We start from the raw sequence: 25,897 nt of genomic DNA, 5'->3' as shown, positions 1-25,897 counted from the left end.
CCTCAGAGGAGCGGCTGCGGGCCGGACGCGTCTCGGAGCGCCCGCTCGACGGTCGACTGCACGAGTGCAGAGAGATAGCCGCCCGGGTTCTCGATGCCGAGTTCGCCGAGGCGCGAGGTGGACTGCGCGATGATCGAGCGCGAGAACTCGGTGACGGTCTGGATCGCGTCGGCATAGGCCTCACGATCCGCCTCCGATATCACCACCGGCTCGCACCCCATCTCGACGGCCAGGGCCTGCGCGATGGGCAGCACTGCGGCGGGAGCGGTGACCGCCGCATAGCTCGCCTGCAGCTGACGCAGATCGACCGAGGTGCCCGTGAAGGCGATCGCCGGATGCACAGCGAGCGGGATGGCTCCGCTCGCGGCCGCAGGTCGCAGCACCTCGATGCCGTGACCGGGATCGGTGTGCAGCACGAGCTGGCCGAGCTGCCAGCCTCCGACCTCGGCGATGCCGGTGATCAGAGCGGGCAGCTGGTCATGCGGCACGGCCACCACGACGAGCTCGCTGCGACGCACGACCTCCAGAGCATCGAGGATCGGCACGTCCGGCAGCACTGCTGATGCCCGGTCATCGTCCGAGCCGCTGGTGATTCCCGTGATCGCGTGTCCCGCTCCGGCGAGAGCCGCACCGATGACGGGCCCCACGCGCCCGGCCCCGATGATGCCGACCCCGAGGCGCCCGTCACGGCGCAGCGGATCACTCACCGTTCGGAGCCGGCGGCGCCGGAGGTGCCGGAGAGACGGGCGGCGCAGGAGGCGGCGAGACCGGTGACGCAGGAGGCGGCGAGACCGGCGGCGCGGGCGGTGCCGGAGCCACGGCCGGCCGAGCAAGAGGCGCCTGCGGAGCCGCAGGAGGTGCCGGAGGCGCCGGAGGTGCCGGAGGCCCGGTCGGAGAACCGACCGGAGCAGCAGGCGGCGCGGGAGGCGGAGGAACGGGAGCCGCGAGATCGGGAGCCGCGGTGTCCGCCCCGGCGCCCGGGTACCCGGGAACCTGCGCCCCCTCGGCATCCGTCACGTACTCACCCCATCGATGGGTATGATCGCGCGCTGCGGCGGCGACCGCTGCCGAGCTCACGCCATCCAGGAGATACAGAGCGTCGTCGCGCTCGAGACCCGACAGATACCCCGTGATGAGGCCCTGCACGGAGTGCACCTGCGCACCTGAGACACGCTGCGCGCGATCGATCGGTCCCTGAGAGAGCGACACGCCCTGCAGTCGTGCCAGCGGGAAGATGGCCAGCTTGCGCCAGACGACTCCGCGCCTGAGCAGCAGTCCGAACTCGGTCAGCGCGAAGCCGTGCCGCTTCCACGACACCGGTCGGCGCCACCATGCGCGCCGCGGCATCGTCCGATAGGGATCGCCCTCGACCGGACCGAGGATGCCGTGCTCCCAGACGAGCGGGATGTCGGCGACCGGAGCATCCGGGAGGATCAGGGCGAGCACCCGTTCGACATCGGCGCGCTTGCCGACAGGCAGCACGACGTTGAACTGCTGTGCGGAGCCCGACGACTGCTGCGCGGCGCTCTTGCCGCTCATGCGGTTGATCCTGATGGTCCACCAGCCGAACGGACGCCACAGCAGCGACTGCGTGACCTCCACGGCGAAGATGCGCCCCGGCGGCAGCGTCTCGGTCACGGTCGTCAGCAGACCGTAGGTGATCCGCACGCCATCGGGTGTCGGAGCGATCGAATAGCGCAGCGACTTCGAGATCTGCGCCCAGGTGATTCCGACGATCGCGATGATCATGGGGATCCCGATGCCCAGCGTGATGCCGAGGCCGAGGAACCCGCCGATCGGATCGCCGTCGATCAGGGAGCCGATCGCGACGCCGCCGACCGCCACGCCGAAGATGATCCCGAAGAAGACGAACCAGATCACGCTCGAGATCAGCTGCGACCCGACCAGGCGACCGGTCGGGATCTTGACCACGCTCTCGGGCTCGACATCGGCGAGGTCGACGCCGCTGATCAGATCGTTGACCCCGGCGTTCACCGACCCGACGAGCTGCGCTCGCGCCGAACCAGGCGCACCGCCGGCGGCACCCGCGGCATCCGAGGGCCGCACTCCGGCTGCGGCATCCGCGGCTGTCAGTCTCGCCGCGCGCGCACCCGAGGCGAGACGCAGGATGTCGGTCCGCACCGCCTCTGCGCGCGGCGTCGCGAGGTACTCGAGCTCGACGTTGGAGTCTGTGCCCGCCCCGACGACCTCGAGCTTCGCGAGTCCGATGATGCGCGCGGGGAACGGGCGGGTGAGGTTGACGCCCTGAACCCGATCGAGCGGTGCGCGCCGGTGCGAGCGGAAGACGATGCCCTTGCGCACCTCGACATGATCGCCGGTGATCCGGAACTGCTGGAACCGCCACACGAACCAGAAGACGAGCACGAGCACGGCGACGAGCGCCAGCACGCTGAGCAGCACCACGATGAGCAGGTTGTTCTCGAAGACCCAGTCGACGGGATCCCCGCCCGAGTAGTCGTCGTAATGCACCTCATCGGGAGTGAAGAACTCGACGAACCAGGCGATGAGCCGATCACGCAGGTTGGCGATCGCGATACCCGCGATGATGATGAGCGCCAGCCCGCCCTTGAAGAGCGGGGTGAGCGGGTGCATCCGGTGCCACTCGCCGTCGGCGAGGGTCGCGTCCCGCTCCGGGGATTCGGCCGGTGCCGGGGGCGATGGGAAGGACTGATCGCTCACAGGCCCGTCCGGCGGGTCTCGGCGACGGCGATCAGGGTGTCGCGCAGCGCCTCGGCGGCAGCCTGGGCGAGTCCGGGGATCTGCACGCCTGTCGTCGCGGCGGCGGTGACCATCTTGAGCTGCGAGACGCCGAAGGCCCGGTCGAGGGGCCCCTGCGTGATGTCGACGAGCTGCATGCGGCCGTACGGCACCGCGATCATGCGCTGCCAGAGGATGCCCTTGCGGAAGACGATGTCGTCGTCGCGGAGCATGTACCCGATCGCCTTGGCCTGCCGTGGAAGGATCACCAGCGTGATCAGGGTGATGAGCACGATGACGCCTGCCGGGATCCACACCCAGGTCTGGTCGAGCACCAGCGCCAGCACGATGGCGGCCGCCAGCACGAACGCGACGAAGATCAGATTCTGAAGGACCTGCGAGACCACGTAGCGCGGCGAGATCTGATGCCAGGTGCCGTCGAGCTCCAGCCTCGCCTCGTTGCGCACGGTGCGCAGCTGCGAGTAGCTGCCCTGGTCGAGGGCAGCGAGATCGGTGACCTCCGTCGAACTAAGCGGTGCCGGGGTCCCCGGCTCGATCTCTGGGTTCTGAGTCATCAGGATCCTTCGGCAGGGTGCAGAACTGTTCGGCGATGAGCGCGACGACCGCGAGCACGATCGCGCTTCCGATCAGTGCCACCATCGCCACAGTCGACCCTACCGGGGGATCGATCGGCCTGGAGAGAAGGAACGCCAGCAGCCCCGCGCCGAACCCGGCCATGATGGCCCCGACCAGGCTCGACGCGCGGGCGAGCGTCACCGCACGGGTCGCGCGGAACGGATCGATGCGGATGCCGTTGCGAACGCTCGCACGCACCGGCCAGGCGACCCCCAGCGAGGCCCCCGCGATGAGCAGCAGCAAGACGGGCAGGAGCAGTGACGGCGTGAAGGTCGTGCGGCCCATCGCCGTCAGCATGTGGTCGAGGACGAAGCCCCCGGCCGTGGCGAGCACTGCGAGGACCGCGAGGAGTCCGAGCGAGGTGCGCTTCATGAGCGCTCCCGGCGACGCAGCCCGGCGACGAGCTCGGCGACGCGGCCTCTGCCTGGCAGCACGGCGTCACTGTCGAGCTCGAGCCACGGTTCGAGCACGAACAGCCGCTCGAAGGCACGAGGGTGCGGCAGCTGCAGACCATCGCCGTCGGCCGACTCGTCGCCGTATGCGATCAGGTCGAGGTCGAGGGTTCGATCGCCCCAGCGCTCATGGCGCTCACGCCCGTGCTCGTCCTCGATCGCGTGCAGCATGCCGAGCAGGATCGACGGGGCGAGGCGCGTGGTGACCAGCGCGACCGCGTTCACGTATCCGGGGGCCTCCGGATCAGGCCCGTCGAGCCGCAGCGCCACCGTCTCGAACAGCGACGACAGGCGCACGTCTCTGACCAGCGGCAGCCGCGCGATGCGCTCGGCTGCGGCCCGGATCGTGTCCTCGCGATCGCCGAGGTTCGCGCCGAAGGCGACGACGGCCACGGCCTCCTCCCGCCCGGGTCGGGGGCCGGGCAGGCTCGGCGGGTTGGCCAGGTTGCGACTCATCGCGATGCCTCCTCGGCGGATCGCTGCCGCGCCCGGCGCACCGTGACGGCGACATCGGAGAACGTGAGCGCGATCGGGGCGTGCGGCTTGTGCACGGTGACGGTGACCGAATGCACCCGATGGTCGGTGAGCGCGACGGCGGCGATGCGCTCCGCGAGCGTCTCGATGAGGTTCACCGGCTCGCCCGCGACGACCTCGGCGACCTTCTCTGCGAGCTCTCCGTAGTGCACGGTGTCGGCCACATCGTCCGATGCGGCCGCGTCGTTCAGCGGCATCCTGAGGCGAAGGTCGATCGTGAACTCCTGGCCGTTCTCACGCTCGTGGTCGTAGACGCCGTGCCGACCGAACACGGTGAGTCCTGTCAGGGCGATCTCGTCGAGGACATCCATGGTCCTACTTCCCCTCCCAGGCGTGCACGATGGCGAGAGCATCACGGGTGGCACCGACATCGTGCACCCGCACGGCCCACACCCCCGCCCGCGCGGCCAGCGCGCTGGTGACGGCGGTCGCGAGATCGCGCCGCGCTTCCGAGACCTCCTCGGGGTTCACTCCGATGGTCTCCGCGAGGAATCGCTTGCGTGACGTGCCGATGAGCACGCGCGGGCCGAGCGCGACGATCTCGTCGAGTCCGCGCAGGACGCCCCAGTTCTGTCCGCCTCGCTTCGAGAACCCGATGCCCGGATCGAGGATCAGCCGCGACGGCGCGATCCCCGATGCCGCGGCCTCGCCCATCCGCTCCTGGAGCTCCCCCGCCACCTCGCGAGCAGTCCGACGGTAGATGGCGTTCGCATACATGTCTTCAGGGCTGTCGCGCCAGTGGCCGATCGCATAGTCGGCGCCGGATTCGGCGACCGCCGCGAGCATCTCGGGGTCGGCCAGTCCACCGGAGACATCGTTGACGATCCGTGCCCCCGCACGCACGGCTGCCGCGGCGGTGGAGGCGTTGATGGTGTCGACGCTCACGGGCGCTCCGGCAGCGACGAGGCGCTCGATGACCGGGAGCACGCGCTCCTGCTCGACCTCGTCTCCCACCCGCTCGGCGCCGGGCCTGGTCGACTCGCCGCCGACGTCGAGCACGGTGGCTCCGTCGGCCCGCAGCCGCAGGCCGTGCTCGACTGCCCGATCGACGTCGAGATAGCGGCCGCCGTCGCTGAACGAGTCGGGCGTGACGTTGACGATGCCCCAGATGCCTGTCATCCGTGCGCCATTCCCAAGCCCGACGCCCCGATCAGCGCGATGAGCTCGGCCCGTGCGATCGGCTCGGTGTATTCGCCCCGGGCGGCGATCGTGAGCGTCGAGGCCTCCGGCTGTCGTCCACCGCGCATGGTCACGCAGCCGTGGCTCGCGTCGAGCACCACGAGCACGCCGCGGGTGTCGAGATGCTCGGCGATCGTGTCGGCGATCTGCTCGCCCAGGCGCTCCTGCACCTGAGGGCGACCGGCGAGGATCTCGACCACGCGCACGAGCGCTCCGAGTCCGACGACCTGCTCCCCCGGCAGATACGCGATGTGGGCACGCCCGGCGAACGGCAGCAGGTGGTGCTCGCACACCGACCGGAAGCGGATGTCTCTCAGCAGCACGGCACCCGACGGGAGGGTGTCGGGAGCAGGACCCCGAGCGACGCTGATCGTGTGCGCGAGCGGAGCCGCCGGGTCCTCGCCCACGCCCGCGAAGAACTCCGCATAGAGATCGCCCAAGCGGGTCGGTGTCTGCTTCAGTCCCGGACGATCAGGGTCTTCGCCGATCGCCTCGAGCAGTTCCCTGGTGAGCCGTTCGACACGCGCGCGGTCGACAGACACGGGTCAGGCCGTCGCGGGTCGAGCCTGGCCGGCTCCCGCCGATCCGGGCTGCGTGCGGGGAGCCGAAGTGGGCGCTTCGACCGAAGCCACCAGCGAGACGTCCTTCTTCGGGACCTCGATCGGAGGCCGCTCCGAGACGGGGCGGTCCTCGCTCGAGAGCCACAGCGGACGCTCGGGGAGCTTCTTCACCTCGGTGAAGATCTCCGCGATCTGGTTGTGATCGAGGGTCTCCTCCTCGAGCAGCGACAGGGCGAGGCGATCGAGGATGTCGCGGTTGGCGCTGATGACCTCGTAGGCCTCGTTGTGAGCCTGCTCGATGAGCGCGCGCACCTCTGCGTCCACCCGCTCGGCAACCCTCTCCGAGTACTCGCGTCCCCTGCCCATGTCGCGACCGGCGAAGGGCTCGCCGCCCTCGCTGCCGAGCTTGACCGGTCCGACCTGGGTGGTCATGCCGTACTCGAGCACCATCTTGCGAGCGATCGACGTCGCCTTCTCGATGTCGTTCGAGGCGCCGGTGGTCGGGTCGTGGAACACGATCTCCTCAGCGACGCGACCGCCCATGGCGTAGGTCAGCTGGTCCTGCAGCTCGTTGCGGGTGATGGAGTACTTGTCGTCGAGCGGCAGCACCATCGTGTAGCCGAGAGCCTTGCCCCGGGGCAGGATCGTGATCTTCGTGACGGGGTCGGTGTAGTTCATCGCCGCGGCAGCGAGAGCGTGACCGCCTTCGTGGTACGCGGTGATGAGCTTCTCCTTGTCCTTCATCACGCGGGTGCGACGCTGGGGGCCGGCGATCACGCGGTCGATGGCCTCATCGAGGGCACGGTTGTCGACCAGCTGCGCGTTCGAGCGAGCGGTCAGCAGTGCGGCCTCGTTGAGGACGTTCGCGAGATCCGCTCCGGTGAAGCCGGGGGTCTTGCGGGCGACGACTTCGAGGTCGACGCTCTTCGACAGCGGCTTGCCCTTGCTGTGCACCTCGAGGATCTTCTGGCGCCCGCGCAGGTCGGGGGCGTCGACGCCGATCTGGCGGTCGAAGCGGCCGGGGCGCAGGAGAGCCGGGTCGAGGATGTCGGGGCGGTTGGTCGCCGCGATCACGATGACGTTCGCGTTCGGGTCGAAGCCGTCCATCTCGACGAGCATCTGGTTGAGCGTCTGCTCGCGCTCGTCATTTCCGCCGCCCATGCCGGCGCCGCGGTGGCGACCGACGGCGTCGATCTCATCGATGAAGATGATCGCCGGCGCGTTCTCCTTGGCCTGGTTGAACAGGTCACGGACGCGGGAGGCGCCGACACCGACGAACATCTCGACGAAGTCAGAACCCGAGATCGAGTAGAACGGGGCTCCGGCCTCTCCGGCGACGGCGCGGGCGAGCAGCGTCTTTCCGGTTCCTGGAGGGCCGTACAGCAGCACGCCCTTCGGGATGCGGGCGCCGATGGCCTGGAACTTGGCCGGGTCCTGCAGGAACTCCTTGATCTCGTGGAGCTCCTCGATCGCCTCGTCTGCACCCGCGACATCGGCGAAGGTGACCGTCGGGGTCTCCTTGTTGACGAGCTTCGCCTTGGACTTGCCGAACTGCATGACCTTGCTGCCGCCGCCCTGCATCGACGAGAGCAGCCACCAGAACAGCAGGCCGAGCAGCACGAGGGGAAGAAGAAGGGAGAGGATGCCGTCGAACCACGTCGCGCGCGGCACGGCGTCGTTGAAGCCGTCCTTCGGTTCGGCGGCGTTGATCGCCGAGACGACCTCTTCGGCGCGCGCCTCGACGTAGTAGAACTGAACGTTCTCCGAGCCCTCGAACGCCTTCGACAGGGTCATGTCGACGCGCTGGTCTCCGTCGGTGTTCACGACCTCGGTGACCGTCTTGCCGGAGAGCAGCTCCAGACCCTCCTGGGTCGTGATCTGCTTCGGCGCGCCGAGGTTCGAGATCAGCAGGAAGCCGCCGAACAGCAGCAGACCGATCAGAGCGACGTAGATCAGCGGATTCCGAGTGAGCTTCTTGACATCCATGGTCGGATCAGCGTATCGCGCGGGCCCTAGGTGGCCGCTGTGCGTTCACCCACGGCGTAGCGGTGCGCCCCGAGCAGCCGATCAGCTGTAGACGTGGGGAGCGAGCACCGCGACATCGCGCAGGTTGCGGTAACGCTCGTCGTAGTCGAGGCCGTAGCCGACGACGAAGTCGGTGGGGATGTCGAAGCCGACGTACTTGCAGTCGATGACGACCTTCGCGGCCTCCGGCTTGCGCAGCAGTGCGAGCACCTCGATCGACTCCGCACCGCGCGACTCGAAGTTCTCGAGCAGCCAGCTGAGGGTGAGGCCCGAGTCGATGATGTCCTCGACGATCAGCACGTGCTTGCCGTTCAGGTCGGTGTCGAGGTCCTTGCGGATCTGCACCACGCCGCTCGACTTGGTGCTCGCGCCGTAGCTCGAGACCGCCATCCAGTCCATCGGGGCGTGGAAGGGGAGAGCACGTGCGAAGTCGGCCATGACCATGACCGCGCCCTTGAGCACGCCGACGAGGATGATCTCCTTGCCCTCGTAGTCGGCCGCGACCCGAGTTGCGAGCTCATCGAGCTTGGCGATGATCTCCTCCTCTGTGACGAGGATCTGAGCAAGGTCGTCCTGGATCTCCGCGGCGCGCATGGATTGATTTTAGGTGACGCACCGGCATGGTCCCGCACAGGATCCGCAGATCGTCCACCAGAATTCCGGGTACAGGTCCGGCATCCGCACTACTCTGGCGCTTGAACGGGCGTGGGCCCGCAGACGGAAGGATTCACCCATGGCACTCGACGACATCCTCACGCAGGTCCCGATCGACGACATCGCCGCGAAGCTCGGAGTCTCCCCCGACGTCGCCAAAGAGGCAGTCGAACAGGGCGGCGCGGTGCTGCTCGGCGGCCTCGCCAAGAACGCGTCCACCGCGGAGGGCTCTGCGGCGATCGAGAACGCTCTGAAGCGCCACCAGGGCAAGGCCGGGGCGGCGAAGGTCGACGACATCGATCAGGCCGATGGTGGCAAGATCGTCGCGCACATCCTCGGCGACGACGAGAAGCAGGTCACCGAGAAGCTGACGGAGTCGAAGGAGACCGCCGGCATCGACTTCGGCAAGCTCCTCCCGATCCTCGCCCCGATCGTGATGGGCCTGATCGCCAACGCCACGAAGGACAAGTCCGCGAAGCCCGACGCGGCAGAGACGCAGTCGGGTGGCGGCGGCATCGGCGATGTGATCGGCGGGATCCTCGGCGGCGGCAGCTCGTCGGGTGGCGGCGGCATCGGAGACCTGCTCGGCGGCATCCTCGGCGGCGGAAAGTCCTCGGGCGGCGGCGGCATCGGAGACCTGCTCGGCGGCCTGCTCGGCGGCAAGAAGTAGCAGCCGCCCCCGCCTGACCAGAACCCCTGCGGCCCCCGAGGACGGGACCGCAGGGGTTCTCTCGTCGCTGCGGGTCGCGGGATGCTGCGACTCAGCGCGCGGTGAAGACGATGCGTCCGCCCACCCGGGCCGCCGAGCACGACGGCAGGTCGATGGGTCCCTGACCCGCCCAGTCCGTGGCGAGCCGCGCGACCTCGAGAGTCTGCAGGCGCGTCAGGCTCACCCCGAACTCGCTGTCGACCACCAGTCGGATGATCCGATTGCGCAGAGCCGCCGGGTTGGCGGCGAGAGCGGCGACGCTGACCGAGATCCCTGCCTCGGCATGCTCGACGATGTCCTCGATCGTCTCATGGATCATCTCGTCGAACGCCTCGGCGTCTTCCCGCAGCTGTTCGGCCGTGCGCGCCAGAGCCTCGGCGATGCCGGGGCCGAGTTCCGCTTCGAGCACCGGCAGCACGCGGTCGCGCACACGCACCCGCGCGAATCGCTGGTCTGCGTTGTGCGGGTCGTCCCAGACCTCGAGGTCGGATGCCGTGCAGCACGCTCGCGTGGTCTCGCGCCGCACCGCGAGCAACGGCCGCACCCAGCGCAGCCCGTCGTCGTCTTCGCGCACCGGCGCCATCCCCTGCAGGCTCGCCGCCCCGGATCCGCGGGCGAGGCCGAGCAGCACCGTCTCGGCCTGGTCGTCGAGCGTGTGTCCGAGCAGCACGGCTGAAGCGCCGGCATCCGCGGCAGCGTCCTTCAGCACCCGATACCGCGCGTCGCGGGCCGCGGCCTCCGGACCGCCGTCCTCGCCCACCTCGACCCGGACGATGAGAGCGTCGAGCCCCAGCGCCGCCGCCGTTCGCGCGGCGCGTGCGGCGACAGCATCCGATCCGTCCTGAAGACCGTGGTCGACCGTGAGACTCCCCGCTCGGAGTCCGAGCTTGGGGGCTTCGAACGCGGTCGCCGCGGCGAGCGCGAGCGAGTCCGCTCCCCCGGAGAGAGCGACGACGACGGTCGATCCCGCGGGCAGATCGGCGAGCGCGGTGCGCACGGCGAGGCGGATCTCGGCGATGGCGGGTGATAGCGACGGCACAGACCAACGGTAGATCACGAGGATGGATCGCCGCGCAGGTCTCGCGCTCTGCAGGCTCTGCGTCCTAACCTGGCGCCGTGACGGATCACCCAGTGCGTTTCAGGGCAGTGCGGTTCAGGACAGAGCGGTTCAAGGCGTTCGTCGATGCCGTCGTCGCGATCGCGATGACTCTGCTGATCCTTCCGCTCATGGAATCCGTGTCCGAGGCCGCCTCCGGCACGCTCAGCACGGCCGAGTTCTTCGTCGAGCATTCGGGTCAGCTGCTGAGCTTCGGGCTGAGCTTCGTCCTCATCGCGACGTTCTGGATGGGCCACCATCGGCAGTACCGCGACGTCGAGTGGGTCACGGGCCCGCTGCTCTGGATCAACATCGCCTGGATGGCGACGATCGTCTGGCTGCCCGTGCCGACCGCGATGATCGGACAGATGGAGACCGACTCTCTGCAGCCGGTTGTCTACATCGGCACGCTGATCCTCACGCAGATCACGACCCTGGCGGGGTGGCTCTATCTGCTGCGTCATCCCGACTTCACGACGACGCCGGTCGACGTTCTGCGAGCTGGCGTGATCGGCGACCTCGCCGCGATCATCCTGTTCCTGATCGCCCTCGCGATCGCGGTGTTCGTGCCGTCGCTCGGCTACGCCGGGCTCCTCGTGCTGCTGCTGACAGGGGTCGTGACGACGCTGCTGAGCCGGGCGTCGCGGCAGGCGCCCAGGCCATCCACCGGCCGCGGGTAGGCTAGTGCGCGGCATCCAACCGTCATTTCTGAGGAGCACACGCATGGGCGCACACGACGCCGTCATCGAGATCCCGCGCGGCAGCCGCGTGAAGTACGAGGTCGACCACGAGACCGGACGAGTGCACCTCGACCGCGTGCTCTACACGACCTTCGGGTACCCCGCCGACTACGGCTACTTCGACAACACCCTCGGAGAGGACGGCGACCCACTCGACGTGCTCGTGCTTCTCGACCACGCGATCTACCCCGGCGTCGTCGTCGAGGTGCGACCCGTCGCCGTGCTCAAGATGAGCGACGAGGCCGGCGGAGACGACAAGCTCGTCGCCGTGCTGTCGAAGGACCCCCGTTGGGCACACATCCAGGACATCGGCGACGTCGCCGAGTTCACCAAGAAGGAGATCGAGCACTTCTTCGAGCACTACAAGGACCTCGAGCCCAACAAGTGGGTCAAGGTCGACGCGTGGGGCGACGCCGCAGAGGCGCAGCGCATCCTCGACGAGGCGATCGTCCGCTTCGGCGAGCAGGGTCACTGACCCCTCGCTGCAACGAGGAAGACCCCCGGATCCGCACAGCGGTCGGGGGTCTTCCTCGTCGTGGACGCGGAACTCAGACCGAGACGCCGCGATCCGCGAGGAAGGTGATGGGGTTGGTGTACGCGCCGTTGATGTAGACCTCGAAGTGCAGGTGGCAGCCGACGGATGCTCCGGTGTTGCCGGCGTAGGCGATGACCTGACCGGAGTTCACCCAGGTGCCGCTGCGGACCGCGAATCCACCGTCCCTGATGTGCGCATAGCCGGAGGAGACTCCGCCGCCGTGCTGGATGCGGATGTAGTTGCCGTAGTTGCCCCGGGGGCCGGCGTAGTCGACGGTGCCGGACTGCGCCGCGTAGATCGCCGCTCCGCAGCCGTTCGCGAGGTCGACGCCGTAGTGGTAGCCGGAGCATGCCGCGCAGGGCTTGGGACGAGGGCCGAACCCCGCGCTGCGGTGGCCGCCGTGCGGTCGGACCCAGCCTCCCGATCCGGGTGACCCGCCGACTCCTCCGCCGCCACCGCCACCGCCGCCATTGCCTGCGGCGGCAGCAGCGGCCTCGGCCGCTTCGCGACGCTTGCGTTCTTCCTCCGCGACGCGCACGCCCTCCTGGTAGCCGGCCACGGTCGTCGCCGTGGCGTCCTTCAGGGCGGCGAGCTGCGCCTGCATCGTCGCGAGGTTGGCCGACTGCTCGTCGAGCGCCGCCTGGGCGGCGTCGGCTGCCGCCTGGGCCTCGATCATCTTCTGCTCGGCGATCTGCTGCAGACGGTCGCGCTCGGTGCGGGCGACGACGGCCTGATCGGTGAGCGCCTGGGCCGAGTTGCGTGCGGCGACCGCGTTGTCGTGCACCGTCTGGTTGTACTGGTAGACCTTGTCCATCGTCCCGAGACGAGAGAGCAGCTGGTCGGCGTTGTCGGCCGAGCCGGCGAAGAAGAGTTCGAGGGCGGTGTCATCGCCCCCGTTGCGATAGAGCTGAGCGGCGAGCTGGGCGGCCTTCTTGGTCGCGTCGTCGGCGACGAGCGCCTGCTCGTCGGCCTTCGACTGGAGCTCATCTGCGACGGCGATGGCGTCGAAGTACGCCAGCTGTGCGGCGTTGTACTCCTCGCCGGCGAGGACGGCCTTCGCCTGCGCGTCTGCCACCCGCTGCTTGAGCGACTGGATGAGCCCCTCGATGCGCGTGACCTCGCCTGCCTTCGCGGCCTCGTTGTTCATCGCGTTCTGGACGTCGTCCCAGCTGGGATACGTCGCCGCGTACGCGGCGGTCACGCCGTTGGAGACGCCGAAGGCGCTGAGGGCGACGACGCTGAGCGCGCCGAGAGTGAGGGCGCCGCGACGGGTGACCGAGCGGTCCTTCCAGAACGCACGGCTCTCCGCGGGCGTCGGCGCGCAGCCGCAGTCGTCGGATGCCGCCGCAGCAGCATTCGTCGTCGAGTCCTTGTCGTTCACTCGGCCCCTTCCGCCGGTTTCACAAATGCCACACTAACAACTTCTTTCACATCCGCACCAGGAGGCGGACAGCGCGAGAGGACACAGCGATACGGGTCCATCGTCCTCCCGAACACGCCCGGGGTACAGCAGGCTCGCCCTCGATTCGCGTTTTGCTCAGATCTTCCCTTATGCTTGAGCGTCGGCAAGGAAGTCCTCCGGGACAGACTTCGGCCCCATCGTTTAGCGGCCTAGGACGCCGCCCTTTCACGGCGGTAGCACGGGTTCGAATCCCGTTGGGGTCACTCCTTCCGGTATAATTGAAAACAAGTATGGCCCTGTAGCGCAGTTGGTTAGCGTGCCGCCCTGTCACGGCGGAGGTCGCGGGTTCAAGTCCCGTCAGGGTCGCTCTAAGCGACGGGCCTTTCTCTTCGAGAAGGGCCCTTTCGTCTAGATGCGACAGGTCTAGCCCGTCGCACGGCTCTGTAGCTCAGTTGGTAGAGCGCACGACTGAAAATCGTGAGGTCACGGGATCGACGCCCGTCGGAGCCACAGGGTGATCATTACAGTCACCTTAGGAACCCTCGCCTAGCTTCTACATGGCGGGGGTTTCCGCTTTTCCCGGGCGGAGGCGATCTGCTCGCCGGACACCGCACTTGATACCGTCGATGACATGTTCGTCTTCGGAATCGCTGCCGCTGTCGTCGGGATCGCGATCTTCCACACCGCTCTCGGGATGACTCTTCGAGCCAACGCGACCACGCGAGTTCCGTTCGGCGGCAAGCCTCGGACGACGCCTGAGCGCTCGATCGCACTGCGGGCCGTGGGCGCCGGACTCATCGTGCTCGGCGCCGCGCTCGTGAGCACCGCGGGATGGCACTGGACGATCATGGTGGTTCTGGCCGGTCCCGTCGCAGCGCTCGTCGTGCTGATCCTCCACAACCGGCGCGTCAGCCGCGAGGTCTCGTTCACACGAGAGTGACGGCCGCATGGATGCAGTCCATGAGTGCGGCTGCAGCACGATAGACACGCAGGTCGTCTCTCGCGGTCGATATCCCACCCGACGTATGCGAAGTAATATATTGATATGGGACCTGACCTGCCAGTTGTGCCTGGGGCGCAGCGGAACCTCGGAGCTGAGGAGCTCTTCCGCCGATTGGCGACGTCGATCGCCGACGGCACTTATGCTCCGGGCGCGAAACTGAGCGACAAGGCGATCGCCGACGACCTCGGCGTCACCCGCACCCCGGTGCGAGAGGCAGTGCAGCGACTCGCGCGAGCCGGGCTGATGGAAGTCCACGCGAATCGCTACTCGATGGTCACCGACATCACCGACGAACGCTCACGCATCACCCGCGAGTTCGCCGCGTCTCAGGGCGGCGAGATCATCCGCGAGGCTGCACTCGCGCTGTCCGAGGCGGACCTCGCCATCGCGTGCGAGCTGATCGGCGAGGCGATCGAGTCGGTCGAGTCCGGCAAGGGCTGGATCGAGGCCCATGTCGAGCTCTTCGAATTCCTGACCGACCGTGCGCTGAACGATCTCTATCGACTGATGCTGAGCGACTTCTGGTATCTCGTGTTCCGCGATCTCTACCTCGGAGAACCGCGAGTGAACACGCGGGAGTCACTCGAGGAGCTCGAGTCCGCGATGCGCGCCCGCAGCGCGAACGCCGGCGTCAAGGCCGTGCAGAGGATGCTCCGCCTGAAGTAGCGGATCGACTCCGAGGAGTTGGTTCCGGTCCCCCGCGCCCGAACGGGGGGACCGGATCAGTCGATGAGAAGGTCCGCAAGCGCACCCACCCCCCAGTGGGCGCTCAAGACCGAGAGACTCGAGGGCACGTCTGGTTCGACCGACGGAGAGCAGCAGACTGCGGCTCGTCGTATTGCCAGCGTATTGGCGAGACGGGCGCTGACGCTGATCGGGGCTCAACCATTGACGCCGAGACGCTCGAACTGCTATGCCGAGATCCCTGCCCGAGCCGCCGGTGACGACGGGGTGAGTCCGGGCTGGATACGCTCGAACCATGCTCGAGACGTTCACCGGATTCGCGGTCGTGGGGGTGGCGATCGCCCTCGGGTACCTGCTCGGGCGGATCGATCTGCTCGGCCCGCACGCCCGGCATGTGCTCGGCCGCCTGATCTTCTTCGTGCTGTCGCCGTTCCTGCTCTTCACCGTGCTCGCCCATGCCGATGCGAAGATGCTCTTCTCCTCGCTGCTCCCCGTCTCGGCGATAGCGGCCGTCGCGATCATCGCGATCTACACGCTGGTGGCGCGACTCTGGTGGAAGCGCCCCGTCGGAGAGACGCTGATCGGCGCCCTGTCGGCCGGGCAGGTCAACTCGAACAACATCGGCATCCCACTGTCTCTGTACCTGCTCGGCAGCGCCGCCTACCCCGCGCCGGTCGTGCTCATGCAGCTGCTGGTCTTCACGCCGGTCTCGCTGACGATCCTCGATGCCGTCACGAGCGACCGGGTCTCGCTGCGCAAGACCCTCGTGCGCACGGCGACCAACCCGATCATCATCGCCTCGCTCCTCGGAACCCTCGTCTCGGTGCTGGGCATCACTGTTCCGCCCATCGTCATGGAGCCCGCGCAGCTGATCGCCGATGCTGCCGTGCCGGTGCTGCTGATCAGCTACGGCATCTCGCTGCACGGCCAGCGCGTCCTCGGAGCCCCCGGACACCGCCGAGACATCATCGTCGCCACATCGCTCAAGCTCATCGCGATGCCTCTGATCGCCTGGGTCGTGGCGGAGTTCGTCTTCGGACTCTCTTCGGCCGAGGTGCTGATCGTCGTCATCCTCGCGGCGCTTCCGACCGCCCAGAACGTCTTCAACTACTCGCAGCGATACGACATCGGCGAGACCATCTCGCGTGACACCGTGTTCCTCACCACGCTCGGCTGCCTGCCCGTGCTGATCCTCATCATGTTCCTGCTGGGGTGAGCACCGCAGCATCCCGCCGGCCGCCGACGCCGGAGAGGGTCAGCGGAAGATCGCGCATCACGACGACGCTGTCGAAGACCGCAGCCCCGGCGGGAAGCGCCTCGAAGAACGACGACCGAAGGTGGTGCAGACGGGCACCTTCGACCTTCCACGAATCGGACGCGAGCGCGACCGGTTCGACGGTGCGTCGGTCGCGCGCCAGTGACCACCCGATGCGACCGGAGCGGTAGAAGTCGGAGGCCTCGTCGACAGACGCGAACAGGGCACTCGACCACTCGCCGCCCACTTCGACATCGGCGTCGAGGCTGTGCCCGGCCGCCTCCATCGCGAGCGCGTAACGATCGCCGGATTCCTCGATCCGGAATCGCGCCCTCCGATGCACCCCGGGGAACAGTCGCCCACCGAACAGCACCGGATGCCATGCCGAACTGTGGCGTTCGAAGATGAAGACCCCCTGCTCGACGCCGTCGGGGCCGTCCCACTCGACGGCGATCCGATGAGCGGCGTTCTCGGAGCGGAGACCCCATCGACCGCTCGACCAACCCGGGCGGATCGATTCCAGACCCAGCACGCACACGCCGGCGACCGCAGAGCCGTCGACGATTCGAGGGCGGAACCCCGCAGGCAGCAGCGAGACGGCGACGTCAGGGTCCACCCGGTAGCTGATCAGAAGTCGTCGGCGCAGCTGCGCCCGTACGTCGCGAATGATCCTCATATTGTGAATCTAGCACTGTAGCTAAATTACTCCAAGGGTGTCGGCGTATCCGCCTCCCGTAGGTTGTATGCGTGGACAACGCGCTCATCTACGTCGCCGTGATCGCCGCGATCCTCGTGCTGGCGATCTTCCTCCCCCGCTGGGTGCGCCGCTCGACCGACGCGGCGGGAGGAAGAGAAGGGCGGCGCTACGCGACGACCCGCCTCACCGGGATCCTCGACGAACTGGACACGACCCTGGTGCTGCATGCGCCGGAAGCCACAGCACGCGAGGTCGTCGACGGTGTCGTGCTGCAGCAGCCGCGCAAGTTCACCCGGCTCGGGGGCGGGGGCTACGGCATCCGATTCATCGAGCCCGACGACGCGATCGTGCGGCTCGTCGACGATGAGCGCGGAACCCGGCTGGAGGTCGAGAGGGTCCGCGAGCACCTGGGCGTGCCGAACACCTCGGAGTTCTGGGCAGACCTGCGCTCCGGCGTCTCCGCGGCCGCGCACGTGAGGGGCATCGATGTCTCCCCGGGACGGCCGACCCACCACCGGCGCGACGAGGCGACGGGAACATGGATGCCGGTCTAGACCGACCGCACGTCGCGTACCGGAACACCGGGTGCATCTCACAGTCGCCGCAACTAGGCTGTGGTATTGCTGATGACGCACCGGCCCCACCACCAGCCGGCCTCGCGACGGCACCATTTCTCATCACAGCCCTCAGTCCCTCTGTGACCTGCGCCGGAAAGGCCGACCAATGAGTGAATCCCCCAATAACGACCGGACTCCCGACTTCTTCGACAAGCTGATTGAAGAGACGCCGCGTGAGCAGTCCGGCTTCACAGCGTCGTTCCGCGGCTACGACAAGGCCGAGGTCGACTCGGCTCTGAGCGCGCTGCGCAATCAGCTGCAGCAGGCGAAGGCGGACCTCGCCGCCACCGAGGCGCGCCACGAAGACGCCGTCGAGGCGCTCCGTGAAGAAGAGCGCATCGCCCGCGAAGAACTCGAGGCCGAGCTTCTCGCCACCAAGGCGAAGGCCGCGGAGACCGAGCAGCAGGTCGCCACCCTGACCAACGAGCTCGTCGACACACCGCGGGCGGACGGCCAGGAGGCGCCGTCGCGCGAGCAGTTCGAGGCCATCCTCCGCGTCGCCGAAGAGCAGGCGAACGTGCTCATCCAGAACGCCGCGGTGCAGGCGGACCGCCTGATGGCCGCAGCGCGCGAAGAGGTCACCACGCAGCGTGCCGAGGCGGATGCCGATGTCACCCGCATCATCGCCCACGCTCAGCACGATGCCGACCAGGTGCGCCTGAAGATCGACACCGAGTACACCGCGCACCAGGCGACTCTCGAGCGCGAGGCCGCGCACGCCGCCGAGCGGGTGCACCAGGCGACGCAGGAAGCCACGGCGATCCGCACCGAGGCCGAGAAGGGCGCTGCGGCGCTCCGCTCGCTCGTCACTCGCGAGACGACCCAGCTGCGTGCCGAGGCGGAGCGCGAGGTGCGCGAGATGAACGCGCGCGTGCTCGAGTTCGAGGAGACGCTCACCCGACGCCAGGACGACGCCCAGCAGGAGTTCCTCGTGCTGCACAACCAGGCCGTCGCCCACGCTGAGCGCATCACGAACGATGCCAACGAGCAGGTCGCCGCGTCCCTCGATCATGCACAGCGCATCTCCGCGAAGGCCGACGACTACGAGCGGCTGATGCGCTCGCAGGCGCAGACCATCGAAGCGGATGCCCAGGTGCGCGCCCGCGACACGCTCGACCGTGCGCGTGTGAAGTCGCAGAAGATCGTCGACTCTGTGACGAGTCACACCTCGGCAGTACTGCGGGATGCCGAAGACCAGGCGCGCCAGCTGCGCTGGCAGCAGCAGCAGCTCGCCAGCTTCATGGCCGAGGTGCGCGAGCTGATCCGCCCGGAGGGGATCTTCAGCGACCAGCAGAAGGAGGACGCCGTCGCCCCGGCGGCCGACGCTGACGACGACGTGCTCGACGTCGACACCCTCGATGCTGAGATCCTCGAAGATGACCAGGACGACATTGTCGAGCCCGTCGAGGAGTTCCGCGGAGACGAAACCCTCGACGACGAGATCCTCGACGACGATGCCGGGACCATCGACGGAAAGATCACCATCGAGGTCGTCGAGACCGACGAGAAGGCCTCACGCTGACCTCGATCTCCTGACGAACAGGGGCGTGGGCGGACATTCCGCTCACGCCCCTGTTCCGTCCTCAGCGGGCATCCACCGATCGGTGGATGCCCGAGTCCGTCGCTTCACGGCTACCGCGCGCGCTCTTACACGGGCACGCTGGGAACATGACAGACAGCGTGATCGAGGTGCGGGATCTCCGCAAGGACTACGGCGGGTTCGCCGCCGTCGACGGCATCAGCTTCGACATCGGCCGGGGCGAGACGTTCGCGCTGCTCGGCCCGAACGGTGCAGGAAAGTCGACGACCATCGAGATCCTCGAGGGATATCGACACCGCACGTCCGGCGAGGTGCGTGTGCTCGGCGTCGACCCGCAGCGCGGCGGGCTGGACTGGAAGGCACGCCTGGGCATCGTGCTGCAATCCACCGGCGAAGCGGGCAACTTCACCGTACGTGAGCTGCTCACCGAGTTCGCCGGGTACTACCCCCGCCCTCGCGACATCGACGAGGTGATCGCCGCGGTGGGCCTCGAGCAGAAGCAGCGCTCCCGCGCGGGAAAGCTCTCCGGCGGACAGCAGCGCCGCCTCGACGTCGCACTGGGGATCATCGGTCGACCCGAGATGCTGTTCCTCGACGAACCGACCACGGGTTTCGATCCAGAGGCACGCCGCCAGTTCTGGGATCTCATCCGCTCGCTCAAGGCAGAGGGAACCACCATCCTGCTGACCACTCATTACCTCGACGAAGCGGCTCAGCTCGGCGACCGCGCCGCGGTCATCACAGGGGGGCGGATCGCCGCGATCGGACCGATCGACGAGATCGGCGGCCCGGACGCACGCACACCGCTGGTGCGCTGGCGGGATGCGACGGGCACGCGTCATGAGCAGCGCACCCCGACTCCTGGAGCGTTCGTCTCGGGGCTGCAGACGACGATCGGCGAACCCGACGCCCTGGAGGTCGTCCGCCCGACCCTCGAGGACATCTACCTCGGCCTGATCCGAGAGCACGATGCCGCATCCGCCGCGGACCCCACGGCAGACGACAGCCTCACCGACCTGAAGGAGCCGGCATGAGCACCATGACCGCACCGACGCGCTTCGGCCTCCCCCGCACGATCCGACTCGGCGTGCGTCGCATCGGCTTCGAGCTGCGACAGTACTTCCGCGCGGGAGATCAGGTCTTCTTCACGTTCCTGTTCCCCACCGTGATGTATCTGATCTTCGCGACCATCTTCACCGGCGACGTCGGCGAGGGCGCTGACAAGGTGAGCATGGCGACGTACTACCTCCCCGGACTCATCGCGGGCGGCATCTTCCTCTCGGGAGTGCAGGGCCTGTCGATCGAGATCGCAGTCGAGAAGAGCGACGGCACGCTGAAGCGCCTCGGAAGCACCCCGATCTCGCCCGCGACATATTTCATAGGCAAGATCGGCGAGGTGTTCGTGACCGCGATCCTGCAGATGGCGCTGCTCCTCACCGTCGCGGTCGTGCTCTACAAGGTGCAGCTGCCCGTGGATGCAGAGTCGTGGGGCCTGTTCGCCTGGGTGTTCGTGCTCGGTCTGCTCTCGTGCACGCTGCTCGGCATCGCCCTGTCGGCGCTCCCCCGTTCGGGCAAGACCGCGTCGGCCGTGGTGATCCCGGTCGTGCTGCTGCTGCAGTTCATCTCGGGCGTCTACATCGCCTTCTCAGCCCTGCCCGAGTGGCTGCAGAACGTCGCCGCCGTGTTCCCGCTCAAGTGGATCGCTCAGGGGATGCGCGCGGCGATCCTGCCCGACTCGTTCAGAGTCGCAGAACCGGGAGGCGAATGGAACCTCGGTCTCGTCGCGATCATGCTGGCGATCTGGCTCATCGCAGGCTTCATCCTCAGCCGCGCGACCTTCCGCTGGATCCGTCAGAGCGGATGACATCGGCATCGCGGTCGCCCCGGCGCACGGTTCGACGTCATCGCGGCGTCGGGCTGTGCGTCGGGCTGTGCCGAACAGTGGAAGAGTGGTGCGCATGAGCCGCGTGATCCGCCGAGAGCGCCTGGGGTGGGACATCGCCGCGACCGCGCTGCTGCTCGCGGTGGCCGGCCTCTCCCTCACCCTCCCGCAGAACTTCCCCGGGTCACGCTGGGTGCTCGTCGCCATCACCGTCGGGGTCTTCCTCGTCTACGCGTTCGGCGCCCGCTCCTATGTCGGGATTCATGAGGGCGTCGAGGATCCTGCGCCCGCTGTCTCGGCGCTGCTGCAGGTCGCGATGATCTCGCTTCTCGCGGTGGGCGTGGCGATCGAGCCGAACATGCTGCTGCTGCAGACCCTGGTGCTGCCGCTCATCTGGATGACGTCACGATCGACCCTGCAGGCCGTGCTGGTCACGGTGGGCAACGGCGTCGTGCTCGGTCTCGCCTACGGCTACTGGGGCGACTTCACCGCCGATGCGCTCAGCACCGGTTTCCTCTCGTCCGGTCTGTCGACCGCGTTCAGCCTCGCTCTCGGCCTCTGGATCACGCGCATCGCCGAGTGGGGCGTCGAGCGCCAGAATCTCCTGGCGGATCTGACCGACGCACAGGCGGGCCTCGAGACGGCGAGCCGCGAAGCCGGTGCGATCGAGGAGCGCGCTCGTCTCGCTCGCGACGTGCACGACACGATCGCCCAGAGCCTCGCGAGCATCGTCATGCTCGCTGAGCGCGCGCGTATCGACGGCTCGCCCGCCGCGATCGAGCTGATCGAGAGCGCGGCACGAGAGGCGCTCGTCGAAGCCAGGGCTCTCGTGGCCGTGACCTCGCCCGCGCCGTCCGCCGGCTCGCTCGGAGACGCGCTCCGCCGCCTCGGCGCCCGCTTCGCGAGGGAGACCGGCATGCGCGTCGACGTGTCGGCATCGGATGCTGTGCTGGCGCGAGACGTGCAGGTCGTCCTGCTGCGTTGCGCGCAAGAGGGCCTCGCGAACGTGCGCAAGCACTCCGGCGCCGCATCCACTCGGGTCACCCTCGCGATCGCCGATTCCGCGGAGCTCCGCATCCGCGATGACGGCCGCGGACTCGGAGGAGTCTCGATCGACGATGACCGCGGATTCGGTCTTGCGGGGATGCGGGAGCGGGTCTCCCTCGTCGGCGGCACCCTGACCGTCGCAGACGGAACGCAGACCGGCACAGACCTGACCGTGCGCATCCCGCTGCACGCCGAGGCCACGACCGAGGCCGAGTCCACGGCCGAGGCCGAGAAGGAGACGACGCCATGATCCGCGTCATCGTCGCCGACGACCATCCGATCGTGCGGTCCGGCATCGTGGGACTCATCGCCCTCGATCCGGGTCTCGAAGTCGTCGGGCAGGCGGCGAACGGCGCGGAGGCGGTCGACCTGGCCGCTCGTCTGCGCCCGGAAGTCGTGCTGATGGATCTCCGGATGCCCGGCACCTCCGGCATCGAGGCGACGTCGCGCATCGCTGCAGAGCTGCCCGAGGTGCGCGTTCTCGTGCTGACGACGTACGAGACCGACGACGACATCCTCGGTGCGATCGAGGCGGGGGCGAGCGGTTACCTCCTCAAGGCCGCCCCGCAGGAGGAGATCGTCGCGGGGATCCGGGCCGTCGCTGACGGCCATACGGTCCTCGCCCCGACGATCGCCGCCACGCTCGTCACGCGGATGCGCGGCGACCGACCGGGCAGACCTCAGCTGAGCCCGCGGGAACGCGAAGTGCTCCGCCTCGTCGCGGCGGGTCGCAGCAACCCGGAGATCGCTCGAGAGCTGTTCATCGGCGAGGCCACGGTGAAGACTCACCTGATCCACGTCTTCGAGAAGCTCGAGGTCTCCGACCGCACGCGTGCCGTGACGCGGGCGCTCGAACTCGGCCTGATCTAGACGACGACGGAGAACGCGAACGGCCCCCATCCCGAGGGATGAGGGCCGTTCGAATCAGCGATGCGGACTGTCTACGCGCGGACGAACTGCGTGGCTGCGGGGCAGTCGAAGGGATCAGCACCGGCGGCGAGGCCGACCCGGTTGAGGTACTCGATGACGATCGCGTACGAGCGCAGAAGGCTCGTCTCGGTGTAGGGCACGTCGTTCGAGACGCAGTAGTCGCGGACGATCTCGCGGGCCTTCGAGAGGTGCGGACGCGGCATGTTCGGGAACAGGTGGTGCTCCACCTGATAGTTGAGACCGCCCATGAGCCAGGTGGCCCACCATCCGCCGCGGATGTTGCGCGAGGTGCGCACCTGCTTCGAGAAGAAGTCGAGGCGGGCGTTCGGGTCGATGATCGGCATGCCCTTGTGGTTCGGGGCGAACGACGCCCCCATGTAGACGCCGAAGACGGCGAGCTGCACGCCCATGAAGGCGAATGCCATGCCGAGCGGGAGCATCAGGAAGACCGGGATCAGAACGATCGCGAACCGGAGGGCGATCAGCCCCAGCTCGATCCAACGGCCCTTGGCCTTCTTGCTGGTCACCAGGTGCTTGACGCCGAGATAGTGGAGGTTGAGCCCCTCGAGCGTCAGCAGCGGGAAGAACAGCCATCCCTGCTTGCGCGTGATCAGGCGGACGATGCCGCGCGACTGCGCCGCATCCGTCTCGAGGAACGAGATCGTGTCGACCTCGATGTCGGGGTCCTTTCCGACCTGGTTCGGGTTTCCGTGGTGCTTGGTGTGCTTGGAGTCCCACCACGAGTAGCTGATGCCGACGACGCCGGCGGCCAGGATGCGAGCGAGGCGGAAGTTCGCCGGGCCCGAGGTGAGGATCTGGCGGTGCGCCGCCTCATGGGCGAGGAACGCCACCTGCGTGAGGACGAGGCCGAGGCCAGCGGCGATCAGCAGCTGGAACCAGCTGTCGCCGAGCAGGATGAAGCCGGTGATGAGTCCTCCGAGGGCGACGGCGAGGCCGGCGGCGACGAAGATGTAGAACCATCCGGCGCGCCGGAGAAGGCCCGTCTCCCGGACGACCTGCGACACCTGCTTGTAAGCGTGCGTCATCGGGGGGATGTCTGCGTTTCCGGAATACGTCTGGCGTACCGGTCCGAGCGTGGCCGCGGTCTTTTCGACCTGTGAAATGGAGATGTTGCTCTCCCGTCGATTGGAGCCCTTGAGCTGTGATAAGCCCAAGGCAGATCGCCCAACGCTTAACTCAACCTAACCCCCCGCACATGCGCCGTGGGGAATACATCGGCACCCCTTGACGATTCACAGGTCCTGTGAATGAAACGGTCAGGCGCGGGCTCGCCGAGGGCGTCTTCTCAGCGCCCGCGGGAGCGCGAACGAGAAGGTGCGTGCGCGGCGTTTCGGGGCGCACGCGCCCTCGAGTGCCTCGCGCGCGTCGTCGAGAGAATCGAAGGCGCCGAGCTCGGTCCCGCGCTGATCACGGGCGAGGTGGGTGGTGCCGTCGAACTCGATGAAACCGGCGAATTCGCCTGATCGGGTCGCGACGTGCACGTCTGCGTCGGCCTGTTTCCAGGTCAACGGGTCAGAAGGACGAAAAGTGGTCATGCTCATGGTCATACTCATTGCTGTGTGACGGGCACGCGATATCGCGACCCGCAAGATGTGAGATCAAGGGCGGATGCCGCGCGCATCGATGCACGTGGTCCGTAATGGCCCTGATCAGTGGCTCCGTGGACGGCCTAGATAGGGCCAGAACACACGGTGCTCCATCAGTCTAGCAGGTCGGCTTGGCCGGTGCTCGTTTCAGCTTTCGGTCGGGACCCACACACGCCGCGGGTGGCCCGACGACCCCGCCATGATCCAGGCCCCCTCGGGCTCGGGCCGTGCGTCATCGGCCGCATCCGCCGTCGCCGAGTCCTCCGTCACAGCGTTCTCCGTGACAGTGTTCTCCGTGACGATCGGCACCTGCTCCCTCGGCTCCGCGCTCTCCCCCGCCGCCCACGCGTCGCGGATGATCCGCCGAGGGTCGTACTGCCGAGGATCCAACGCCGTCCAGTCCTGGCGGATGCTCGCCACACCGGTCTCCTGCTCGGCTCGCCGCGCCGCGTCGCCTGAGAGCAGGGTGACACGGCGGACGAGCGCCCCGAGACGGCGCGCGTACTCGGGCAGCCGTCGAGGACCGATGATCACCGCCGCGATCAGCGCGACGAGGAACAGCTTCTCGATCGTGAGTCCGAACATCGTCATCCCTCCGTCGCGCGGGCGGTCATCGCAGCAGCGCTGCGGCGCGCTCTGCGGTCATGGAGCCAGGCGATGAGCAACGCCACCAGGAACAGCACGGTCATGGGAACGGCGATCAGGAACATCGACAGCACGTCGGCCGCCGGGGTCACGACCGCGCTGAACAGGACGATGGCGACGATGACGATGCGCCAGCTCCTCGCGATCGCCCCGGACGACACGACGCCCAGCAGATTGAGCATCACGAGGAACACCGGAAGCACGAAGGCGATGCCCGTGGCGAGCACGATCTTGAGGATGAAGTCGACGTAGTACGACGCCTGCAGCAGGGTGCTGTCTTCGGCCGAGGCGAAGCTCGCCAGCAGTTCGACCATGTGAGGGAACAGGAGGAGACCCGTCAGGCACCCGCCGGCGAACAGGGGGACGGATGCTCCGAGGAACCCGAACGTGTACCTCTTCTCCTTCGTGGTGAGGCCCGGGGCGAGGAACGCGAAGAGCTCGTACATCCACACGGGACTCGACAGAGCCACACCCGCGAAGAGTGCGATCTTGAGCTTGAGGTCGAACGCCCCGGTGATGCTGTCGTAGTTCAGGCTCGCATCGCGCGACTCGGCGAGCGCAGTGATGGGTGCCCGCACCACCTCGAGGATCTGGTCCGACAGGACATATCCGGCGGCCACCCCGACCAGGAGCGCTGCCGCCGCGCGGTACGAGCGCGTGCGCGCCTCCCGCAGGTGCGACGACAGCGGCATCCCGGTCGGAGCGGACGACGTGCTCGCCTCGACGGCGTCAGCGACGAGCGCGGACACG

At 68.0% G+C, this 25,897-nt stretch carries 29 protein-coding genes and 3 tRNA genes; 15 read left to right on the top strand and 17 right to left on the bottom strand.

The genetic code is table 11. The features are described from left to right. Window positions 1-2: 2 nt before the first annotated feature. From RU09_RS02165 to hpt, 10 genes are all read right to left on the bottom strand, one after another. Window positions 3-707 carry a DUF2520 domain-containing protein gene (locus RU09_RS02165; RefSeq protein WP_042536992.1) on the bottom strand — a complete coding sequence of 235 codons (705 nt, stop codon included), beginning with the start codon at window positions 705-707 and terminating at the stop codon, window positions 3-5. After that, window positions 700-2,700 (bottom strand): PH domain-containing protein, encoded by a 2,001-nt coding sequence (locus RU09_RS02160; protein ID WP_042536989.1) that lies wholly within the window; start codon window positions 2,698-2,700, stop codon window positions 700-702. The genes RU09_RS02165 and RU09_RS02160 overlap by 8 nt, the downstream gene beginning before the upstream one ends. Next, complete coding sequence (locus RU09_RS02155; protein ID WP_042536987.1) at window positions 2,697-3,293, bottom strand: PH domain-containing protein; 597 nt, start codon at window positions 3,291-3,293, stop codon at window positions 2,697-2,699. The genes RU09_RS02160 and RU09_RS02155 overlap by 4 nt, the downstream gene beginning before the upstream one ends. Further along, a complete protein-coding gene (locus RU09_RS02150; RefSeq protein ID WP_042536985.1) occupies window positions 3,247-3,726 on the bottom strand; it encodes a DUF3180 domain-containing protein in 480 nt (159 codons plus the stop codon). Before RU09_RS02150 ends, RU09_RS02155 begins: the two co-directional genes overlap by 47 nt. Then, on the bottom strand, window positions 3,723-4,262 hold the full coding sequence (gene folK / locus RU09_RS02145; RefSeq protein ID WP_042536983.1) for a 2-amino-4-hydroxy-6-hydroxymethyldihydropteridine diphosphokinase: 540 nt from the start codon (window positions 4,260-4,262) through the stop codon (window positions 3,723-3,725). Before folK ends, RU09_RS02150 begins: the two co-directional genes overlap by 4 nt. After that, a complete protein-coding gene (folB, locus tag RU09_RS02140; RefSeq protein WP_042536981.1) occupies window positions 4,259-4,651 on the bottom strand; it encodes a dihydroneopterin aldolase in 393 nt (130 codons plus the stop codon). The genes folK and folB overlap by 4 nt, the downstream gene beginning before the upstream one ends. Before the next feature lie 4 nt (window positions 4,652-4,655). Then, window positions 4,656-5,459 (bottom strand): dihydropteroate synthase, encoded by an 804-nt coding sequence (folP, locus tag RU09_RS02135; RefSeq protein ID WP_042536979.1) that lies wholly within the window; start codon window positions 5,457-5,459, stop codon window positions 4,656-4,658. Further along, window positions 5,456-6,061 (bottom strand): GTP cyclohydrolase I, encoded by a 606-nt coding sequence (folE, locus tag RU09_RS02130; RefSeq protein WP_042536978.1) that lies wholly within the window; start codon window positions 6,059-6,061, stop codon window positions 5,456-5,458. The genes folP and folE overlap by 4 nt, the downstream gene beginning before the upstream one ends. 3 nt (window positions 6,062-6,064) lie before the next feature. Continuing rightward, the gene (gene ftsH / locus RU09_RS02125; RefSeq protein WP_042536976.1) at window positions 6,065-8,065 is read right to left on the bottom strand and encodes an ATP-dependent zinc metalloprotease FtsH; all 2,001 of its coding nucleotides are present in this window, start codon (window positions 8,063-8,065) and stop codon (window positions 6,065-6,067) included. Window positions 8,066-8,146: 81 nt separating this feature from the next. Beyond that, a complete protein-coding gene (gene hpt / locus RU09_RS02120; protein ID WP_042536974.1) occupies window positions 8,147-8,698 on the bottom strand; it encodes a hypoxanthine phosphoribosyltransferase in 552 nt (183 codons plus the stop codon). Window positions 8,699-8,837: 139 nt separating this feature from the next. Between hpt and RU09_RS02115 the strand changes: the two genes are divergently transcribed. Continuing rightward, window positions 8,838-9,428: a DUF937 domain-containing protein gene (locus RU09_RS02115; protein ID WP_042536972.1), complete on the top strand. Its 591-nt coding sequence runs from the start codon at window positions 8,838-8,840 to the stop codon at window positions 9,426-9,428. A gap of 91 nt (window positions 9,429-9,519) precedes the next feature. Here RU09_RS02115 and tilS read toward each other — a convergent pair whose 3' ends face one another. Then, on the bottom strand, window positions 9,520-10,506 hold the full coding sequence (gene tilS / locus RU09_RS02110) for a tRNA lysidine(34) synthetase TilS (RefSeq protein ID WP_042537183.1): 987 nt from the start codon (window positions 10,504-10,506) through the stop codon (window positions 9,520-9,522). A gap of 77 nt (window positions 10,507-10,583) precedes the next feature. Between tilS and RU09_RS02105 the strand changes: the two genes are divergently transcribed. Next, window positions 10,584-11,243: a TMEM175 family protein gene (locus tag RU09_RS02105; RefSeq protein ID WP_052492825.1), complete on the top strand. Its 660-nt coding sequence runs from the start codon at window positions 10,584-10,586 to the stop codon at window positions 11,241-11,243. A gap of 43 nt (window positions 11,244-11,286) precedes the next feature. Beyond that, complete coding sequence (locus RU09_RS02100) at window positions 11,287-11,778, top strand: inorganic diphosphatase (protein ID WP_042536967.1); 492 nt, start codon at window positions 11,287-11,289, stop codon at window positions 11,776-11,778. 73 nt (window positions 11,779-11,851) lie between these two features. Here RU09_RS02100 and RU09_RS02095 read toward each other — a convergent pair whose 3' ends face one another. Next, window positions 11,852-13,219, bottom strand: coding sequence for a peptidoglycan DD-metalloendopeptidase family protein (locus RU09_RS02095; RefSeq protein WP_042536966.1), 1,368 nt, complete (start codon window positions 13,217-13,219; stop codon window positions 11,852-11,854). A 211-nt stretch (window positions 13,220-13,430) separates the two neighbouring features. Here RU09_RS02095 and RU09_RS02090 point away from each other — a divergent pair. From RU09_RS02090 to RU09_RS02065, 6 genes are all read left to right on the top strand, one after another. Then, window positions 13,431-13,503, top strand: a tRNA-Glu gene (locus RU09_RS02090). Between the two features lie 29 nt (window positions 13,504-13,532). Then, window positions 13,533-13,606: transfer RNA gene (locus RU09_RS02085), tRNA-Asp, on the top strand. A 71-nt stretch (window positions 13,607-13,677) separates the two neighbouring features. Then, a tRNA-Phe gene (locus RU09_RS02080) sits at window positions 13,678-13,750 on the top strand. Window positions 13,751-13,871: 121 nt separating this feature from the next. Next, on the top strand, window positions 13,872-14,180 hold the full coding sequence (locus RU09_RS02075; protein ID WP_042536964.1) for a hypothetical protein: 309 nt from the start codon (window positions 13,872-13,874) through the stop codon (window positions 14,178-14,180). A 105-nt stretch (window positions 14,181-14,285) separates the two neighbouring features. After that, window positions 14,286-14,909, top strand: coding sequence for a GntR family transcriptional regulator (locus RU09_RS17990; protein WP_056375555.1), 624 nt, complete (start codon window positions 14,286-14,288; stop codon window positions 14,907-14,909). Between the two features lie 313 nt (window positions 14,910-15,222). Then, on the top strand, window positions 15,223-16,143 hold the full coding sequence (locus tag RU09_RS02065; RefSeq protein WP_042536962.1) for an AEC family transporter: 921 nt from the start codon (window positions 15,223-15,225) through the stop codon (window positions 16,141-16,143). Here RU09_RS02065 and RU09_RS02060 read toward each other — a convergent pair. Beyond that, window positions 16,124-16,858, bottom strand: coding sequence for a DUF2071 domain-containing protein (locus RU09_RS02060; RefSeq protein ID WP_042536960.1), 735 nt, complete (start codon window positions 16,856-16,858; stop codon window positions 16,124-16,126). The two genes, RU09_RS02065 and RU09_RS02060, sit on opposite strands and share 20 nt — an antisense overlap. A 71-nt stretch (window positions 16,859-16,929) precedes the next feature. Between RU09_RS02060 and RU09_RS02055 the strand changes: the two genes are divergently transcribed. The 6 genes from RU09_RS02055 (at window position 16,930) to RU09_RS02030 (ending at window position 22,835) form a co-directional block, all read left to right on the top strand. Next, complete coding sequence (locus tag RU09_RS02055) at window positions 16,930-17,433, top strand: hypothetical protein (RefSeq protein WP_042536958.1); 504 nt, start codon at window positions 16,930-16,932, stop codon at window positions 17,431-17,433. A gap of 169 nt (window positions 17,434-17,602) precedes the next feature. Next, the gene (locus RU09_RS02050; protein WP_042536955.1) at window positions 17,603-19,018 is read left to right on the top strand and encodes a hypothetical protein; all 1,416 of its coding nucleotides are present in this window, start codon (window positions 17,603-17,605) and stop codon (window positions 19,016-19,018) included. 146 nt (window positions 19,019-19,164) lie between these two features. Further along, on the top strand, window positions 19,165-20,070 hold the full coding sequence (locus tag RU09_RS02045) for an ABC transporter ATP-binding protein (RefSeq protein WP_042536953.1): 906 nt from the start codon (window positions 19,165-19,167) through the stop codon (window positions 20,068-20,070). Continuing rightward, window positions 20,067-20,900 carry an ABC transporter permease gene (locus RU09_RS02040; protein ID WP_042536950.1) on the top strand — a complete coding sequence of 278 codons (834 nt, stop codon included), beginning with the start codon at window positions 20,067-20,069 and terminating at the stop codon, window positions 20,898-20,900. Before RU09_RS02045 ends, RU09_RS02040 begins: the two co-directional genes overlap by 4 nt. A gap of 94 nt (window positions 20,901-20,994) precedes the next feature. After that, a complete protein-coding gene (locus tag RU09_RS02035; RefSeq protein WP_153302130.1) occupies window positions 20,995-22,215 on the top strand; it encodes a sensor histidine kinase in 1,221 nt (406 codons plus the stop codon). Continuing rightward, a complete protein-coding gene (locus RU09_RS02030; RefSeq protein ID WP_042536948.1) occupies window positions 22,212-22,835 on the top strand; it encodes a response regulator in 624 nt (207 codons plus the stop codon). The genes RU09_RS02035 and RU09_RS02030 overlap by 4 nt, the downstream gene beginning before the upstream one ends. Window positions 22,836-22,906: 71 nt before the next feature. Here RU09_RS02030 and RU09_RS02025 read toward each other — a convergent pair whose 3' ends face one another. The 4 genes from RU09_RS02025 to tatC form a co-directional block, all read right to left on the bottom strand. Continuing rightward, entirely contained in the window at window positions 22,907-24,025 is a 1,119-nt protein-coding gene (locus RU09_RS02025) for a fatty acid desaturase family protein (protein ID WP_042537176.1), read from the bottom strand. 147 nt (window positions 24,026-24,172) lie between these two features. After that, a complete protein-coding gene (locus tag RU09_RS02020; protein WP_042536946.1) occupies window positions 24,173-24,424 on the bottom strand; it encodes a hypothetical protein in 252 nt (83 codons plus the stop codon). Window positions 24,425-24,649: 225 nt separating this feature from the next. Next, window positions 24,650-25,087, bottom strand: coding sequence for a Sec-independent protein translocase subunit TatA/TatB (locus RU09_RS18425; RefSeq protein ID WP_197065938.1), 438 nt, complete (start codon window positions 25,085-25,087; stop codon window positions 24,650-24,652). Between the two features lie 2 nt (window positions 25,088-25,089). After that, a complete protein-coding gene (gene tatC, locus RU09_RS02010) occupies window positions 25,090-25,896 on the bottom strand; it encodes a twin-arginine translocase subunit TatC (protein ID WP_311879859.1) in 807 nt (268 codons plus the stop codon). Window position 25,897: the final 1 nt, after the last annotated feature.

Origin of the sequence: Microbacterium sp. MEJ108Y, assembly GCF_000834175.1 — a bacterium.
Lineage (GTDB): Bacteria > Actinomycetota > Actinomycetes > Actinomycetales > Microbacteriaceae > Microbacterium > Microbacterium forte.
The sequence above is the reverse complement of the archived record's forward strand: the minus strand, read 5'-3'. Positions and strand labels throughout refer to the sequence as shown.

What these genes read in the sequence shown, in the direction of transcription:
- RU09_RS02155 (WP_042536987.1), bottom strand. Translation starts at nt 3,293, where the DNA reads ATGACTCAGAACCCAGAGATCGAGCCGGGGACCCCGGCACCGCTTAGT.
- RU09_RS02150 (WP_042536985.1), bottom strand. Translation starts at nt 3,726, where the DNA reads ATGAAGCGCACCTCGCTCGGACTCCTCGCGGTCCTCGCAGTGCTCGCC.
- folK (WP_042536983.1), bottom strand. Translation starts at nt 4,262, where the DNA reads ATGAGTCGCAACCTGGCCAACCCGCCGAGCCTGCCCGGCCCCCGACCC.
- folB (WP_042536981.1), bottom strand. Translation starts at nt 4,651, where the DNA reads ATGGATGTCCTCGACGAGATCGCCCTGACAGGACTCACCGTGTTCGGT.
- folP (WP_042536979.1), bottom strand. Translation starts at nt 5,459, where the DNA reads ATGACAGGCATCTGGGGCATCGTCAACGTCACGCCCGACTCGTTCAGC.
- ftsH (WP_042536976.1), bottom strand. Translation starts at nt 8,065, where the DNA reads ATGGATGTCAAGAAGCTCACTCGGAATCCGCTGATCTACGTCGCTCTG.
- hpt (WP_042536974.1), bottom strand. Translation starts at nt 8,698, where the DNA reads ATGCGCGCCGCGGAGATCCAGGACGACCTTGCTCAGATCCTCGTCACA.
- RU09_RS02115 (WP_042536972.1), top strand. Translation starts at nt 8,838, where the DNA reads ATGGCACTCGACGACATCCTCACGCAGGTCCCGATCGACGACATCGCC.
- RU09_RS02100 (WP_042536967.1), top strand. Translation starts at nt 11,287, where the DNA reads ATGGGCGCACACGACGCCGTCATCGAGATCCCGCGCGGCAGCCGCGTG.
- RU09_RS02075 (WP_042536964.1), top strand. Translation starts at nt 13,872, where the DNA reads ATGTTCGTCTTCGGAATCGCTGCCGCTGTCGTCGGGATCGCGATCTTC.
- RU09_RS17990 (WP_056375555.1), top strand. Translation starts at nt 14,286, where the DNA reads ATGGGACCTGACCTGCCAGTTGTGCCTGGGGCGCAGCGGAACCTCGGA.
- RU09_RS02065 (WP_042536962.1), top strand. Translation starts at nt 15,223, where the DNA reads ATGCTCGAGACGTTCACCGGATTCGCGGTCGTGGGGGTGGCGATCGCC.
- RU09_RS02060 (WP_042536960.1), bottom strand. Translation starts at nt 16,858, where the DNA reads ATGAGGATCATTCGCGACGTACGGGCGCAGCTGCGCCGACGACTTCTG.
- RU09_RS02050 (WP_042536955.1), top strand. Translation starts at nt 17,603, where the DNA reads ATGAGTGAATCCCCCAATAACGACCGGACTCCCGACTTCTTCGACAAG.
- RU09_RS02045 (WP_042536953.1), top strand. Translation starts at nt 19,165, where the DNA reads ATGACAGACAGCGTGATCGAGGTGCGGGATCTCCGCAAGGACTACGGC.
- RU09_RS02040 (WP_042536950.1), top strand. Translation starts at nt 20,067, where the DNA reads ATGAGCACCATGACCGCACCGACGCGCTTCGGCCTCCCCCGCACGATC.
- RU09_RS02035 (WP_153302130.1), top strand. Translation starts at nt 20,995, where the DNA reads ATGAGCCGCGTGATCCGCCGAGAGCGCCTGGGGTGGGACATCGCCGCG.
- RU09_RS02030 (WP_042536948.1), top strand. Translation starts at nt 22,212, where the DNA reads ATGATCCGCGTCATCGTCGCCGACGACCATCCGATCGTGCGGTCCGGC.
- RU09_RS18425 (WP_197065938.1), bottom strand. Translation starts at nt 25,087, where the DNA reads ATGTTCGGACTCACGATCGAGAAGCTGTTCCTCGTCGCGCTGATCGCG.